This window comes from Streptomyces sp. NPDC111507 (genome assembly GCF_055638955.1).
Map to the genome: position 1 here is coordinate 493399 of NZ_JBVKBU010000001.1, position 15205 is coordinate 508603.

Annotated in this window: 14 protein-coding genes; 5 read left to right on the forward strand and 9 right to left on the reverse strand. The window is 69.2% G+C overall.

Going from position 1 to position 15205, the window contains the following annotated elements:
• Positions 1 to 81: 81 nt before the first annotated feature.
• Complete coding sequence (gene ctaE, locus ACZ7M2_RS02245; protein WP_060902037.1) at positions 82 to 702, reverse strand: aa3-type cytochrome oxidase subunit III; 621 nt, start codon at positions 700 to 702, stop codon at positions 82 to 84.
• Between the two features lie 193 nt (positions 703 to 895).
• On the opposite strand from ctaE, the gene ACZ7M2_RS02250 reads away from it, so the two are divergent.
• Positions 896 to 1297 carry a response regulator gene (locus ACZ7M2_RS02250; RefSeq protein WP_067363572.1) on the forward strand — a complete coding sequence of 134 codons (402 nt, stop codon included), beginning with the start codon at positions 896 to 898 and terminating at the stop codon, positions 1295 to 1297.
• Positions 1298 to 1419: 122 nt separating this feature from the next.
• On the opposite strand, the gene ACZ7M2_RS02255 is transcribed toward ACZ7M2_RS02250, so the two are convergent.
• From ACZ7M2_RS02255 to ctaC, 4 genes are all read right to left on the reverse strand, one after another.
• Positions 1420 to 2682 (reverse strand): L,D-transpeptidase, encoded by a 1263-nt coding sequence (locus tag ACZ7M2_RS02255; protein WP_471593786.1) that lies wholly within the window; start codon positions 2680 to 2682, stop codon positions 1420 to 1422.
• 150 nt (positions 2683 to 2832) lie between these two features.
• A complete protein-coding gene (locus ACZ7M2_RS02260) occupies positions 2833 to 3231 on the reverse strand; it encodes a cytochrome c oxidase subunit 4 (protein ID WP_352052142.1) in 399 nt (132 codons plus the stop codon).
• On the reverse strand, positions 3228 to 4964 hold the full coding sequence (gene ctaD / locus ACZ7M2_RS02265; protein ID WP_352052143.1) for an aa3-type cytochrome oxidase subunit I: 1737 nt from the start codon (positions 4962 to 4964) through the stop codon (positions 3228 to 3230). The genes ACZ7M2_RS02260 and ctaD overlap by 4 nt, the downstream gene beginning before the upstream one ends.
• Positions 4961 to 5920: an aa3-type cytochrome oxidase subunit II gene (gene ctaC, locus ACZ7M2_RS02270; protein WP_067363563.1), complete on the reverse strand. Its 960-nt coding sequence runs from the start codon at positions 5918 to 5920 to the stop codon at positions 4961 to 4963. Before ctaC ends, ctaD begins: the two co-directional genes overlap by 4 nt.
• Positions 5921 to 6274: 354 nt before the next feature.
• Here ctaC and ACZ7M2_RS02275 point away from each other — a divergent pair, with 354 nt between their 5' ends.
• A complete protein-coding gene (locus ACZ7M2_RS02275; RefSeq protein ID WP_471593787.1) occupies positions 6275 to 7666 on the forward strand; it encodes an aminotransferase class V-fold PLP-dependent enzyme in 1392 nt (463 codons plus the stop codon).
• Positions 7667 to 7720: 54 nt separating this feature from the next.
• Here the strand turns inward: ACZ7M2_RS02275 and ACZ7M2_RS02280 are convergent, their stop codons facing one another.
• A complete protein-coding gene (locus ACZ7M2_RS02280; RefSeq protein WP_067363557.1) occupies positions 7721 to 8695 on the reverse strand; it encodes a carbohydrate kinase family protein in 975 nt (324 codons plus the stop codon).
• A 133-nt stretch (positions 8696 to 8828) separates the two neighbouring features.
• Between ACZ7M2_RS02280 and ACZ7M2_RS02285 the strand changes: the two genes are divergently transcribed.
• Positions 8829 to 9044, forward strand: coding sequence for a hypothetical protein (locus ACZ7M2_RS02285; RefSeq protein WP_352052145.1), 216 nt, complete (start codon positions 8829 to 8831; stop codon positions 9042 to 9044).
• Between the two features lie 99 nt (positions 9045 to 9143).
• Positions 9144 to 10694: a hypothetical protein gene (locus ACZ7M2_RS02290; RefSeq protein WP_471593788.1), complete on the forward strand. Its 1551-nt coding sequence runs from the start codon at positions 9144 to 9146 to the stop codon at positions 10692 to 10694.
• 115 nt (positions 10695 to 10809) lie between these two features.
• On the opposite strand, the gene ACZ7M2_RS02295 is transcribed toward ACZ7M2_RS02290, so the two are convergent.
• The gene (locus tag ACZ7M2_RS02295; protein WP_352052147.1) at positions 10810 to 11166 is read right to left on the reverse strand and encodes a HesB/IscA family protein; all 357 of its coding nucleotides are present in this window, start codon (positions 11164 to 11166) and stop codon (positions 10810 to 10812) included.
• A gap of 319 nt (positions 11167 to 11485) precedes the next feature.
• Here ACZ7M2_RS02295 and nadA point away from each other — a divergent pair, with 319 nt between their 5' ends.
• On the forward strand, positions 11486 to 12670 hold the full coding sequence (gene nadA / locus ACZ7M2_RS02300; RefSeq protein WP_471593789.1) for a quinolinate synthase NadA: 1185 nt from the start codon (positions 11486 to 11488) through the stop codon (positions 12668 to 12670).
• Positions 12671 to 12704: 34 nt separating this feature from the next.
• Here nadA and ACZ7M2_RS02305 read toward each other — a convergent pair whose 3' ends face one another.
• A complete protein-coding gene (locus ACZ7M2_RS02305; RefSeq protein WP_352052149.1) occupies positions 12705 to 13388 on the reverse strand; it encodes a response regulator transcription factor in 684 nt (227 codons plus the stop codon).
• Positions 13385 to 14608, reverse strand: coding sequence for a sensor histidine kinase (locus tag ACZ7M2_RS02310; protein ID WP_471593790.1), 1224 nt, complete (start codon positions 14606 to 14608; stop codon positions 13385 to 13387). Before ACZ7M2_RS02310 ends, ACZ7M2_RS02305 begins: the two co-directional genes overlap by 4 nt.
• Between the last annotated feature and the right edge of the window lie 597 nt (positions 14609 to 15205).

Genomic DNA, 15205 nt, shown 5'->3' on the forward strand with positions numbered 1-15205 from the left:
GTGTCAGGATCTTCTGCGTCGATGCTTCGGGAAATGGATCGGTTCGTCGCGTGCGATCGGTTCGCCGCGGACGCCGCCCGGTTACTTGATCAAGTAGATCGTGGCGAAGAGGCCGATCCACACGACATCGACGAAGTGCCAGTAGTAGGACACGACGATGGCGGCGGTCGCCTGCTCGTGAGTGAACCTCTTGGCCGCGTAGGTGCGGCCGAGGACGAACAGGAAGGCGATGAGGCCACCCGTCACGTGCAGGCCGTGGAAGCCGGTGGTCAGGTAGAACACCGAGCCGTACGGGTCGGAGGAGAGCGAGAGCCCGTCCTTCTTGACCAGCTCGGTGTACTCGAAGATCTGACCACCGATGAAGATGGCACCCATCACGAACGTGACGCTGAACCACATCCGGAGCTTCTTCACGTCCCCGCGCTCGGCGGCGAACACGCCGAGCTGGCAGGTCAGGGAGGAGAGCACCAGGATCGTGGTGTTGGAGGCCGAGAACGGGATGTTGAGATGGCTCGCCATCTCTTTCCAGTGGTCCGGCCCGGTCACCGATCGCAGGGTGAAGTACATCGCGAAGAGGGCCGCGAAGAACATCAGCTCGGAACTCAGCCAGATGATGGTTCCGACGCTGGTGAGGTTCGGTCGATTGACCGACGGGTGCGCGTGCCCGGTTTCTACTGTCGTTGCTGTCGCCACGACCGACATTATGTCGGTCGCTTATCCCGCCCTCACGCCCGGGGGTGCCGTTCGGGGTGTTGATGGGGTGTGTCCAGCCCGTATGGCCCATCGAAGCCCTGTCCGAACCGGTGTTGACGGGGTGTTCGAGGGGGTAGCATCCGCGCCATCGGTACCAGGAGTTCCCGAGCAATGCCGTGCTTCTTAGATGCGTGGAGGAACAATGCAGCCGACCGCCACGGTGCTGGTCTACAGCGACGACTCCAACACCCGGGGGCAGGTGCGGCTGGCGACCGGTCGCAGACCGGCCCCCGACGTCCCCCAGGTCGAGTTCATCGAGTGCGCCACGCCCGCCGCCGTCCTGACGGAGCTGGACAAGGGCGGGATCGACGTCTGTGTGCTGGACGGCGAGGCGGTTCCGATGGGCGGCATGGGCGTCTGCCGGCAGATCAAGGACGAGATCTTCAACTGCCCGCCCGTGCTGGTGCTCATCGGGCGGCCTCAGGACGCCTGGCTGGCCACGTGGAGCCGTGCGGACGCGGCGGTGACCCTTCCGGTGGATCCGGTCGAGTTCGCCTCCGCACTGGCCTCGCTGCTGCGTCGTAAGGCTTTGCAGGGCGCCTGAGAGCCCGGAGGGACCTGTGGTTCGGCGGCCGCGGGTCGACGGCGGCTGAACGCGCCCCGCGGCGGAGCCGCGGAGGAACACAGCCCCGCGCCCCTTTCGGGGCGCGGCGGCGGGGGTCTGGGTCACACGGACTCAGGGCGTAGGCGGGCCCGGTCCGTCAGCTTCGGGCCCTCCGGGGTGCCCGCTGTCAGGGCGCTGCCGTTGCGCCAGGCCTTCCAGTCGACGTTCCAGTCGCCGAAGCCGTTGTTGAACGGGGTCATCTCGTCACCGTTGGAGTTCTGGACCTTCACGATGTCGCCCGGCCGGACGTTCTTGAAGAACCACTCCGCGTTGCTGGTGCTCATCCCGGTGCAGCCGTGGCTGACGTTGGCGGACCCCTGCTCCCCCACCGACCAGGGCGCGGCGTGCACGTACTCGCCGCTCCAGGTGACCCGGGTCGCCCAGTAGACGGGCAGGTCGTAGGAGTCCGCGCTGCCCTCGGCGATGCCGACGGTGGTACCGCGCATGCGTACGTAGGGTTCCTTGCTCAGTACGACCTTGACGCCGTTGCGGGTCTCGTAGCCCGGCTTGCCGGTGGTGACGGGGATCTGGTTGATCACCTGGTCGTTCTTGTAGATCGTCATGGAGTGCGCGGCGGCGTCCGTGACGGCGACGAAGCGGTCCCCGGTGGTGAGCGTCAGGGGCTTCGCGTCGCCGCCCCAGAGCCGGTCGGCGACCTTGATGCCCTTGAGGTTGCTGTGGGCCTGGATGGTGGCGTGGATGGGCCAGTACTCCTTGGGCCGGTAGTGCAGCGTCTTGTCGTCCACCCAGTGCCAGGCGCCCTCCACGGCGGGCACGGAGTCGACCTTCAGGGCGCCCTCGACGATCGCGCGAGCGGCCTTGTCCTTGACCGGGGCACTGAGTTCGGCGGTGATGGGCTGACCGACGCCGTACTCGCCCGAAGCGGGCCCCAGAGTCACGCCCAGGGGCTTGTTCGTGGTGGGCGCGGTGGTCTCGAAGTCGACGATCTGGCGGCCGGGTGCGCCGGCCCCGTCCTCCGTGCTCACGTGCACCGTGTAGTGGGCGCCCGCGGCCAGTGGTGAGGTGCTGTGCCAACGGGAGCCGTCGGCGGCGAGTTCGCCCGCCACGAAGCGCCCCGACGCGTCGACGGCCGTCACATCGGTGATGCGCTCGTCGTCGCCCTTGGAGGTGATTTCCAGGGGCTTGTCCGGGTCGACCTTGCGGCTGTCGCCGACCACGTCGGTGAAGGAGAGCTGACCCGCCGCGTTGTACGGCCTGGCGGAGAGCGGGTGGCCGCTTCCGCCGCAGGCAGCGGCTGCCGCGCCGAGGGCGACCACCAGCGTGGTGCGGCTGACGACCGTGCGGATTCGCGGTGCGTGATTCATGGACTCACGCTATGAACACCCGTCAACCCTGGCGCGGCGAGTGAGCCGTGTGGGGGATGTGATGTGTGGCAAAAGAGGAAGCCCGGACTCTCCGTCAGGAGAATCCGGGCTTCCGGGGTGTCCAGCGATCGCTACGGGACCGCGTGCGTGCTACTGGGTGCGGTTCTCACCGTGGTAGTACTCGAAGACCCAGCCCCACAGGCCGATCAGGATGATCGGGAACCCGAAGTACAGCAGCCACCAGCCGAAGACGACGGCCATGAAGGCGAGCGCACCGCCGACACCGAGCGCGAGCGGCTGCCAGCTGTGCGGGCTGAAGAAGCCCACCTCGCCGGCCTCGTCCGCGACATCGGCCTCATCGTTGTCCTGCGCCAGCTGGTCGACCCGCCGGGCCGTGAAGGCCAGGTAGTAGCCGATCATCACGCTCAGGCCGAAGGCCAGGAAGAGCGCCGTGGTGCCGGCCGGCTCCTTCGACCACACGCCATAGACGATGGCGATGACGAGGATGAAGGCAGCCAGCCAGAGGAACATCTTGCCTTGGACCTTCACTTGCCGGCCTCCTTGCCACCAGTGAGGGCCTTCTCACCGTGACCGGCGTTCTCGAGCTGGTCGAGAGCGGCGATCTCCGGGTGGTGCAGGTCGAAGGCCGGGGATTCGGAACGGATCCGCGGCAACGTGAGGAAGTTGTGGCGCGGCGGCGGGCAGGACGTGGCCCACTCCAGCGAGCGGCCGTAGCCCCACGGGTCGTCGACCTCGACCTTCTTGCCGTACTTGGCGGTCTTCCACACGTTGTAGAAGAACGGCAGGATCGACAGGCCGAGCAGGAACGAGCTGATCGTCGAGATCGTGTTCAGCGCGGTGAAGCCGTCGGCGGCGAGGTAGTCCGCGTAGCGACGCGGCATGCCCTCGACACCCAGCCAGTGCTGCACCAGGAACGTGCCGTGGAAGCCCACGAACAGCGTCCAGAAGGTGATCTTTCCGAGGCGCTCGTCGAGCATCTTGCCGGTGAACTTCGGCCACCAGAAGTGGAATCCGGAGAACATCGCGAACACGACCGTACCGAAGATCACGTAGTGGAAGTGCGCCACCACGAAGTACGAGTCCGAGACGTGGAAGTCCATCGGCGGCGAGGCCAGGATGACACCGGTCAGACCACCGAAGGTGAAGGTGATCAGGAAGCCGACCGCCCAGAGCATCGGGGTCTCGAAACTCAAGGACCCCTTCCACATCGTTCCGATCCAGTTGAAGAACTTCACGCCTGTTGGCACGGCGATGAGGAACGTCATGAAGGAGAAGAACGGGAGCAGCACGCCACCGGTGACGTACATGTGGTGCGCCCACACGGTCACGGACAGACCGGCGATGGAGATCGTCGCGGCGATCAGGCCCATGTAGCCGAACATGGGCTTGCGGGAGAACACCGGGATGACTTCGGAGATGATGCCGAAGAATGGTAGAGCGATGATGTACACCTCTGGATGGCCGAAGAACCAGAAGAGGTGTTGCCATAGCAAGGCTCCGCCATTGGCGGCGTCGAACACATGCGCACCGAATTTTCGGTCCGCCTCCAGCGCGAACAGCGCCGCCGCGAGCACGGGGAAGGCCAGCAGCACCAGCACCGCGGTGAGCAGCACGTTCCACACGAAGATCGGCATGCGGAACATCGTCATGCCGGGGGCGCGCATGCAGATGATGGTGGTGATGAAGTTGACCGCACCGAGGATCGTGCCGAAGCCGGAGAAGGCCAGACCCATGATCCACATGTCGGCGCCGACACCCGGCGAGCGGACCGCGTCCGACAGCGGGCTGTAGGCGAACCAGCCGAAGTCGGCCGCGCCCTGCGGGGTGAGGAAGCCACCGACCGCGATGAGCGAGCCGAACAGGTAGAGCCAGTAGGCGAACATGTTCAGCCGCGGGAACGCCACGTCGGGCGCGCCGATCTGCAGCGGCATGATCCAGTTCGTGAAACCGGCGAACAGCGGCGTCGCGAACATCAGCAGCATGATCGTGCCGTGCATCGTGAACGCCTGGTTGAACTGCTCGTTCGACATGATCTGCGTGCCGGGGCGCGCCAGTTCGGCACGCATCAGCAGCGCCATGACGCCACCGATGCAGAAGAACGCGAACGACGTGACGAGGTAGAGCGTGCCGATCGTCTTGTGGTCAGTGGTGGTGAGCCACTTGATCACGACGTTGCCCGGCTGCTTGCGCCGCACGGGCAGCTCGTTCGCGTACGAGTCTTCGGCTGCCCCGGCACCCTGAGGTTCGTTGAGGATGCTCACAGGTTGTTCGTCTCCCGGTTCTTCTCGTGGCCCGTCTGCTCAATGCCGGCCGGGACGTAACCGGTCTGTCCCTGCGCCGCGAGCTGCTTGAGGTGGGCCTCGTAGCGCTCGGGGGAGACGACCTTCACGTTGAAGAGCATCCGGGAGTGGTCGACGCCGCACAGCTCGGCGCACTTGCCCAGGAAGGTGCCCTCCTTGTTGGGGGTCACCTGGAAGGAGTTGGTGTGGCCCGGGATGACGTCCATCTTCATCAGGAACGGCACCACCCAGAAGGAGTGGATGACGTCGCGTGAAGTGAGGACGAAGCGGACCGTCTTGCCCTTGGGCAGCCAGAGGGTCGGACCGGGGTTGCCCGTCTGCGGGTTCCGCTCACCCGGCGTACCGACCTCGTAGACACCGCCGGCGTTCGCCGGGAAGTCCTTCTTGAACCGGTCCGGAATGGCGGCCAGGTTCGGGTCGATCTTGGCGTTCCCGGTGACACCGGGAACGTCCTCGATGTAGTTGAAGCCCCAGCTCCACTGATAGCCGACCACGTTGACCGTGACGTCCGGCTTCTGCTTGAGGCTGAGGAGCTTCGTCTCGTCGCGGGCGGTGAAGTAGAACAGCACCGAGACGATGATGAGCGGGACCACCGTGTACAGCGCCTCGATGGGCATGTTGTACCGGGTCTGCGGAGGAACTTCGACCTTGGTGCGACTGCGCCGGTGGAAGAACACACTCCACAGGATCAGGCCCCACACCAGCACGCCGACGGCGAGCGCGGCCGCCCAGGACCCCTGCCACAGGGAGAGGATCCGCGGACCCTCTTCTGTGGTCGGGGTGGGCATACCAAGGCGGGGGAAGTCCTTGTATGTGCAACCGGTGGCGGTCGCCAGGACCAGGCCCGCAGTCAGTGCCTGCAGCAGCTTCCGCCGCATCGGGCGCCGCGGCGAGCGGTCGGAGCCGTTGGGACTCACGTAGCGCCTTCCCGAGAGTCTCGCCCGCGCGGTTGGCTGCGGCCTTCTCGCTGGTCGGTCGCCGCCCTGCGTCGGGCAGGGGTTTGGATGTTTATGCGGACCAAACCCTACTGGACGCTATTTGGGGTCGCGCGGGGAGGGTGCCCAACGCGCCGCGGGTCACTCTGAAGGGGTGGGATGCCCCGCCCTGGGTCACTTTCTGACGGGGGTTCGGGCGCCTCATGACCCGGTCGACCAGGTCCTTCGGCGGCAGCGGGCTCGTTGCGGCTTGTCGCGCCCCCCGGCGGAGCCGCGGAGGTCACAGCCCCGCGCCCCTTTGGGGCGCTGGTCCGACCGGGGCTTTAGCGTGGGGGTGTGGCCTACTTCGATGCTGCTTCCGCTGCTCCTCTCCATCCCGTCGCCCGGCAGGCCCTGCAGGCCTCGCTCGACGAGGGGTGGGCCGATCCCGCGCGGCTCTACCGGGAGGGGCGGCGGGCCCGGCTGTTGCTCGACGCGGCGCGCGAGGCGGCCGCCGAGGCGGTGGGGTGCCGCCCGGACGAGCTGACCTTCACCTCGTCCGGCACCCGGGCGGTGCACTCCGGGATCGAGGGTGCGTTGGCGGGCCGCCGGCGCGTCGGACGCCACCTGATCGTGTCAGCTGTCGAACACTCGTCGGTACTCCATTCGGCGGAGGTCCACGAGGCGGCGGGCGGCTCGGTGACGACGGTGCCCGTCGACCGCGCGGGCACTGTCTCCCTCTCTTCTTACGCCGCCGCCCTGCGCCCCGACACCGCGCTCGCGTGCCTCCAGTCCGCCAACCACGAGGTGGGCACGGAGCAGCCGGTGCGGGAGGTCGCGGAGGCGTGCCGGGCGGCGGGGGTGCCGCTGTTGGTGGACGCGGCGCAGTCACTGCCCTGGCGCCGGGTGGAGGGCGACTGGTCCCTGCTGACGGCAAGTGCCCACAAATGGGGCGGCCCTTCGGGGGTCGGACTGCTCGTCGTGCGCAAGGGGGTGCGGTTCGCTCCCCAAGGGCCCGTGGACGAGCGGGAGTCGGGGCGGGCGGCGGGCTTCGAGAACATCCCGGCCGTCGTGGCCGCGGCGGCGTCGCTGCGCGCGGTACGGGCGGAGGCGGTCGCGGAGGCCGCGCGCCTGCGGGAACTGACGGAACGGATCCGCGTACGGGTGCCCGAACTGGTCCCGGACGTCGAGGTGGTCGGCGACGCGGTTCACCGTCTCCCGGGGATCGTCACCTTCTCCTGCCTGTACGTCGACGGGGAGACGCTCCTGCACGAACTGGACCGGGCGGGTTTCTCCGTCTCCTCCGGCTCCTCCTGCACGAGCAGCACGCTGACCCCGAGCCATGTCCTGAAGGCGATGGGCGTCCTGAGCGAGGGCAACGTCCGGATCTCGCTGCCACCGGGTACGCCGTCCGAGGACATCGACCGGTTCCTGTCGGTGCTGCCGGACGCGGTCGCGGACGTACGCGAGAAACTCGGCGCCCCGACGGCGTCGGCGCCCCCCTCCCGCTCCCCCTCAGCCTCCGACGCGCTCGTGGTGGACTCCCTCGGCAAGCTCTGCCCCATCCCGGTCATCGAACTGGCCAAGGTCATCGGGGACGTGCCGGTGGGCGGCACGGTGCGCGTCCTCTCGGACGACGAGGCCGCCCGGCTGGACATCCCGGCGTGGTGCGAGATGCGGGGGCAGGAGTACGTCGGGGAGGAGCCGGCGGACCACGGGTTCGCCTATGTGGTCCGCCGGGTGTCCTAGACGGTCGGCCGGAGGAGTGTCCTGATCAGGCCAGGTGGGCCCGGACCTCGGCGATCAGGCCAGGTGGGCCCTGACCTCGATGGCCGCGTCGTCGCCGTACGCCTTGGTGAAGCGGTCCATGAAGTGGGCGCGGCGGAGCTGGTACTCCTGGGTGCCGACCGTCTCGATGACCAGCGTCGCGAGCATGCAGCCGACCTGGGCGGCGCGCTCCAGGGAGACTCCCCAGGCGAGGCCGGAGAGGAAGCCGGCGCGGAACGCGTCGCCGACGCCCGTCGGGTCCGCCTTGCGCTCCTCGTCCGGGCAGCCGACCTCGATCGGGTCCTCACCGGCCCGCTCGATGCGTACGCCCCGTGCGCCGAGCGTCGTCACACGGTGACCGACCTTCGACAGGATCTCCTCGTCGCTCCAGCCGGTCTTGGACTCGATGAGCCCCTTCTCGTACTCGTTGGAGAAGAGGTAGGTCGCACCGTCCAGCAGTATCCGGATCTCGTCGCCGTTCATACGGGCGATCTGCTGCGAGAAGTCGGCGGCGAAGGCGATCGTGCGGGAGCGGCACTCCTCCGTGTGGCGGAGCATCGCCTCCGGGTCGTCGGCGCCGATCAGGACGAGATCGAGGCCGCCGACCCGGTCCGCGACCGACTTGAGCTCGATCAGCCGGGCCTCGCTCATCGCTCCCGTGTAGAAGGAGCCGATCTGGTTGTGGTCGGAGTCCGTGGTGCACACGAAGCGCGCGGTGTGCAGCACCTCGGAGATCCGGACCGAGTCGGTGTCGACGCCGTGGCGGTCGAGCCACGCCCGGTAGTCGTCGAAGTCGGAGCCCGCGGCCCCGACCAGGATCGGCCGGGTGCCCAGCTGTCCCATGCCGAACGCGATGTTCGCGCCGACGCCACCCCGGCGTACGTCGAGGTTGTCGACCAGGAAGGACAGGGAGACCGTGTGCAGCTGGTCCGCGACGAACTGGTCGGCGAAACGGCCGGGGAAGGTCATGAGGTGGTCAGTGGCGATGGAGCCGGTGACTGCGATACGCACGGCGAGGACACGCTCCTGCGACGGAAGGGGATTGACAGTTCACGCTACCCGGTCGACACGTGCCCTCAGAAGCGGTCAAAACTACCCGATAGTAGATCTTTCTTCGTGACGCCGACATGCATACGGTTCCGTTATGACGAACCTCAAGGTCCACGGCTCCGCTCCTCACGACCTCGAAGGCGACCTGGCGTCGCTGCGCGGCGACGGCGCTGTGGCCCGGCACTGGGCGGCACCGGACCCGGTCGTCTCCCGTCCCGACCTTCCCGTGTCCCCGTCGCGCATCCACGGGGTGACCGTGCCTCCCGCGTCCGCCCGCCTGCTGGACGCGATGTCCGACTACGGCGACTGACAGGACCCGAAAGGTCCTCGAAAAGGGCGGCCCAGGACGGCGCCCGCAGGGAACCGTGCGCTCCCCCGCTGCGTCCCATCGCTGTCCCCCGTAAAGGGGATGCGGTGTACGACCAGAAGGAGCGATGCGGTGAGCACCGAGCGACCCGAGACCGAAGCGCCCGAGCCCCCCGAGGACGGCAGCGAGCCGGCGAAGCCGCGCCGCCGCCATTCCCCGGCGGCCGTCGCCTCCGTCGCGGCCGCGGTGCTGCTCGTCGGCGGCGGCGGAGCCTATTTCGCCGCGACCGCGTCCGGCGGCGCGCGCGACCACTCCGCGACCCCCGGCGCCGACGGCACTCCCCCGCCGCTGGTCCTCGACGGCTACACCGAGGGCGGTACGGGTGGCACGGGCGACATCGCGCCCGGTGAGCCCAATCCCTACGGCGCGACCTACCACGCGGACGGCACCCTGCCCGCCGGCCCGGACTCCGCGCCCGTCTACGCGGCGAAGGGCGAGGTCACGGCGGCCGAGGTGGCGCGCCTCGCGAAGGCCCTGGACATCGCGGGCACCCCGACGCTCACCGGCGAGACCTGGAAGGTCGGCCAGGACAAGGACGGCTCGGGACCCAGCCTCCAGGTCAACCAGCGGGCCCCCGGGACCTGGACGTTCAGCCGGTACGCGCCCGGAACCGACAACTGCAAGGGCGCCGTGTGCAGGAGCGACCCCGGCTCCCCGAGCAGCCACGCGGTGACCGAGGCCACCGCGAAGAAGGCCGCCGTGCCCGTCCTGAAGGCACTGGGCCAGGACGACGCCAAGCTGGACGCGAGCGAGCTCATGGGCGCCAAACGGGTGGTGAACGCGGACCCGAAGGTCGGGGGCCTGCCCACGTACGGCTGGACGACCGGCGTCCAGGTCGGCCCGGACGGCCAGGTGGTCGGCGGCAACGGCCAGCTGAAGACGCCGGTCAAGGGGGACACCTATCCCGTGATCAGCGCGAGCAAGGCCCTGGATCTGATGAACGGCCCGGCCTCTCTCGCGACCCGGGACGGCGGGCGCATGGGACCCGGCGGCTGCGCCAGTGCCGTACCGCTGAAGGACCGTGACGAGACACCGTGCCGCGCGTCGACGGCGGTGCCGAAGCGGGAGTCGGTGGCCGTCGAGAAGGCCGTCTTCGGGCTGGCCTCGCACTTCGTGTCCGGGCACCAGACACTGGTGCCGTCCTGGCTGTTCGAGGTACGGCCGACGGGCACGGGCTCCGCCTTCACGGTGACGCATCCGGCGGTCGCCCCGAAGTACCTGACCTCGCCGGAGCCGACCGCGGCACCGACGCCGACGGCCACCCCCAGCCCGCGGCCGACCGCGGCGCCGACGTCCCGTGACGTCAAGGTGCAGGGCTACACGGCCGACGGCAAGGACCTGACCGTGAGCTTCACGGGCGGGGTGTGCGCGGACTACTCCGTCTCCGCGAGCGAGAGCGCGGACAAGGTGACCGTCAAGGTGACCGAGACACCGTGGCAGGGCAAGATCTGCATCCTCATCGCCAAGGTGTACGAGAAGACGGTGCACCTCGACCAGCCGCTCGGCGACCGGAAGGTCGTCGGGTCGGACGGCACGCCGATCCCGGAGGGCAAGGCGGCCGGCGCCTCGGTGAAGACGCCTCAGGCACGGTAGCCACGGGAGCGGTCGGAGCGGCTCCGCTCATGGCCCCGGATACGCGAAGGCGGCGTCCCTGTCGGAGGGGGACGCCGCCTTCGTACGCGTCACGCGTTCGGCAGTCGGCCGGGGCTCAGCTGAAGGAGTCGCCACAGGCGCAGGAGCCCGTCGCGTTCGGGTTGTCGATCGTGAAGCCCTGCTTCTCGATGGTGTCCACGAAGTCGATGGACGCGCCGCCCAGGTACGGAGCGCTCATGCGGTCGGTGACGACCTTGACGCCACCGAAGTCCTTGACGACATCGCCGTCGAGGGAACGCTCGTCGAAGAAGAGCTGGTAGCGCAGACCGGAGCAGCCGCCGGGCTGAACGGCGACGCGCAGCGCCAGATCGTCGCGGCCTTCCTGGTCGAGCAGGGCCTTGACCTTGGACGCGGCGGAGTCGGACAGTACGATGCCGTCGCTCACGGTGGTCTTCTCGTCCGATACGGACATCTGCTTCTCTCCCGGGTTGTACGGAGACTGCTTGCCGACGTCTGCAACCGTCGGGGCCGCGGATTCATTCCGGGCCGAGAGTCTGTCTTTTCCGTGGTCTTTCCGTTCTCGCCTCCCATGCTCGCACACGTGCCGGAGAGCGGACAGCGGCCTGTGGACAACCTCCGGGATTCACGTCACATCGACACTATGGGCATCGTCAACATGACGTGAAGCGGTTATGATAGATAGCGTCATTTCGACGAAAAGGCTAGTCCGAATGTCCCGCTGGATCGCCCCCGTGATCCAAGCGAGCCGCAGAACAGAAAGGGTGCGTGTCGTGACCACCGCCCAGACCCAGGAGCTCGACGTACAGCCGACGCCCCTCGCCCTGCTGCTGCTCGGCCGTGAGGCCGACCCGAGGAGCGAGCGCGGCGTGGAGTGTCCCGGAGACCTGCCCTCGCCCTCCGACCCGGACCTCGTGGAGCGGGCCCGCGCGGCCAAGGAGAAACTCGGGGACAAGGTCTTCGTGCTCGGCCACCACTACCAGCGCGACGAGGTCATCCAGTTCGCCGACGTCACGGGCGACTCCTTCAAGCTGGCCCGCGACGCCGCCGCGCGCCCGGAGGCCGAGTACATCGTCTTCTGCGGTGTGCACTTCATGGCGGAGTCCGCGGACATCCTGACGTCCGACGACCAGAAGGTGGTCCTCCCCGACCTCGCCGCCGGCTGCTCCATGGCCGACATGGCGACGGCCGAGCAGGTCGCCGAGTGCTGGGACGTGCTGACCGAGGCGGGCATCGCCGAGCAGGTCGTGCCCGTCTCGTACATGAACTCGTCCGCCGACATCAAGGCGTTCACCGGCAAGCACGGCGGCACGATCTGCACCTCCTCCAACGCCCAGCGGGCCCTGGAGTGGGCGTTCGAGCAGGGTGAGAAGGTCCTCTTCCTCCCCGACCAGCACCTCGGCCGCAACACCGCCGTCCGCGACATGGGGATGAGCCTGGAGGACTGCGTCCTCTACAACCCGCACAAGCCGAACGGCGGCCTCACCGCGGAGCAGCTGCGCGACGCCAAGATGATCCTGTGGCGCGGCCACTGCTCGGTCCACGGCCGCTTCTCGCTGGACTCGGTGAACGACGTCCGCGAGCGCATCCCCGGCGTGAACGTCCTCGTCCACCCCGAGTGCAAGCACGAGGTCGTGTCGGCGGCGGACTACGTCGGCTCCACGGAGTACATCATCAAGGCCCTGGAGGCCGCCCCGGCCGGCTCCAAGTGGGCGATCGGCACGGAGCTGAACCTGGTCCGCCGCCTGGCGAACCGTTTCGCGGCCGACGACAAGGAGATCGTCTTCCTCGACAAGACGGTCTGCTTCTGCTCCACCATGAACCGCATCGACCTCCCCCACCTGGTGTGGACCCTGGAGTCCCTCGCCGAGGGCAACCTGGTCAACCGCATCGCGGTGGACAAGGAGACGGAGGCGTTCGCGAAGCTGGCGCTGGAGCGGATGCTGGCGCTGCCGTAACGCGGAGATCACTCCGCCCCGGGGCGGAGCAGGATCACTCCACCCTCGGCCGTACCAGGCCCGACTCGTAGGCGATGACGACGAGTTGGGCCCGGTCGCGGGCGCCGAGCTTGGCCATGGCCCGGTTGACGTGCGTCTTCACTGTGAGCGGGCTGACCTCCAGCCGCTCGGCGATCTCGTCGTTGGAGTGGCCTCCCGCGACCTGGACGAGCACCTCGCGCTCGCGCCCGGTGAGCGCCTGGAGCCGCTCGGCCCGGGCGGAGTCCCGGCCCTCGTCCGAACCGTCCCCCTGGGCGAGGAACTTGGCGATCAGTCCCTTGGTGGCCGCCGGGGACAGCAGTGCCTCGCCGCCCGCCGCGATCCGGATGGCGTTCAGCAGCTCCTCCGGCTCCGCGCCCTTGCCGAGGAAGCCCGAGGCGCCGGCCCGCAGCGACTGCACCACGTACTCGTCGACCTCGAAGGTCGTCAGCATGACCACCCGTACATGGGCGAGTCCCGGGTCGGCGCTGATCAGCCGGGTGGCGGCGAGGCCGTCGGTGCCCGGCATCCGGATGTCCATCAGCACCACGTCGGCGCGGACCTCCCGGGTGAGCCGCAGCGCCTCCGCGCCGTCGGACGCCTCGCCGACCACCTCCATGTCGGGCTCGGAGTCGACGAGGACACGGAACGCGCTGCGCAGCAGCGCCTGGTCGTCGGCGAGCAGGACACGGATGGTCATGCGGAGTCCCCCAGGGCGGGCGCGGTGCGGTTCTTGACCGGAAGGATCGCATGGACCCGGAAGCCGCCTCCGTAGCGGGGACCGGTCGTGCAGGTGCCGCCGAGCGCGGTGACCCGCTCGCGCATCCCCAGCAGCCCGTGCCCGCCGCCCTCCTCGGGGCCGTCGTCCTGGCCGGGTCCGTTGTCGAGGACGGTCACTTCCACGTTCGGTCCCACGCGTACGACGCTGATCTCGGCCTTCGCCTCCGGGCCCGCGTGTTTCTGCACATTGGTGAGGGCTTCCTGGATGACGCGGTACGCGGCGAGGTCGACGGCGGCGGGGAGGGTGGTGCCGTGGTCGGCGCGGGCGACTTCGACGGGGAGTCCGGCGTTGCGGAAGGTGTCGGCGAGTTCGTCGAGGCGGGCGAGGCCCGGGGCGGGTTCCGTGGGGGCCTCGGGGTCGCCGGACTGGCGCAGCAGGCCGACGGTGGCGCGCAGTTCGTTGAGGGCCGAGCGGCTGGCCTCGCGGACGTGCGCGAGGGCTTCCTTGGCCTGGTCGGGGCGCTTGTCCATCACATGGGCCGCGACTCCGGCCTGCACGTTGACGAGGGCGATGTGGTGGGCGACGACGTCGTGCAGGTCGCGGGCGATGCGCAGCCGCTCCTCGGCGACCCGGCGGCGGGCCTCCTCGTCGCGGGTTCGCTCGGCGCGGTCGGCGCGTTCGCGGATGGCGTGCACGAAGGCGAGGCGGCTGCGTACGGCGTCGCCCGCGGCGGCGGCCATGCCCGTCCAGGCGAAGATCGCGAGGTTCTCCTGCGCATACCAGGGCAGGGGGCCGACCAGCATCGCGCAGGCCGTCAGCACCGTCATCGTGAGCAGGCCGACGCGCCAGGTGGTGGGGCGGTCCGTGGCCGACGCGACGGTGAAGAGAGCGACGACGGCGGACATCACCACCGGGGCTCTGGGGTCGCTGGCCACCAGTTCCACGGCGGAGAAGGCGCCGGTCGCGGCGAGGACCGTTCTGGGGGCGCGGCGGCGGAACACGAGGGCGGCGGCGCTGAGCACCATGAGGGTGAGGCTGAGGACGTTCGGAGTGTGCGTGCCCCAGGCCTCTCCGTTCTCCCCGTGGGGGTCGATGAAGGAGCTGGCCATCATCGTCACGAGTACGCCGGTCGCCAGGGTGGCGTCCAGGGCCATCGGGTGCGCGCGGAGTCTGTACCTCGTGCGCTCTAGGGTGCTCACCCGGTTTACGGTACGGCGCCCTTGCAGGGGGCGGAACGGTCGCCACCGCGTCCGCAAACGCCGGACGACCTGAAGACGCGCGCAACGCCCTTTCAGACGCGCGAGGAACCGCGCGACCAACCCCCACCGCCCCGCGACCACGCCACTTCCGACCGACGAAGAAACGGGACGAAGCCCCGCTTAGGGGCGCGAGGAACCGCGCGACCACCCCCCACCGCCCCGCAGCCACGCCACTTCCGACCGACGAAGAAACGGGACGAAGCCCCGCTCGGGGGCGCGAGGAACTGCACGACCACCCCCCACCGCCCCGCGACCACGCCACTTCCGACCGACGGAGAAACGGGACGAAGCCCCGCTTAGGGGCGCGAGGAACCGCGCGACCAACCCCCACCGGCCCGCGGCCACGCCACTTCCGACCGACGGAGAAACGGGGCGAAGCCCCGCTTAGGGGCGCGGGGAACTGCGCGACCAGCCCCCACCGGCCCGCGGACAAAGCACTTCCGCTGAGCCGGGATTCGGGGCGCAGCCCCGGTCAGGGGCGCCGGGAACGTGGGCGAGCCGGGCGGACCCGGAGCTGAGGAGTTCACCCCGCTCACC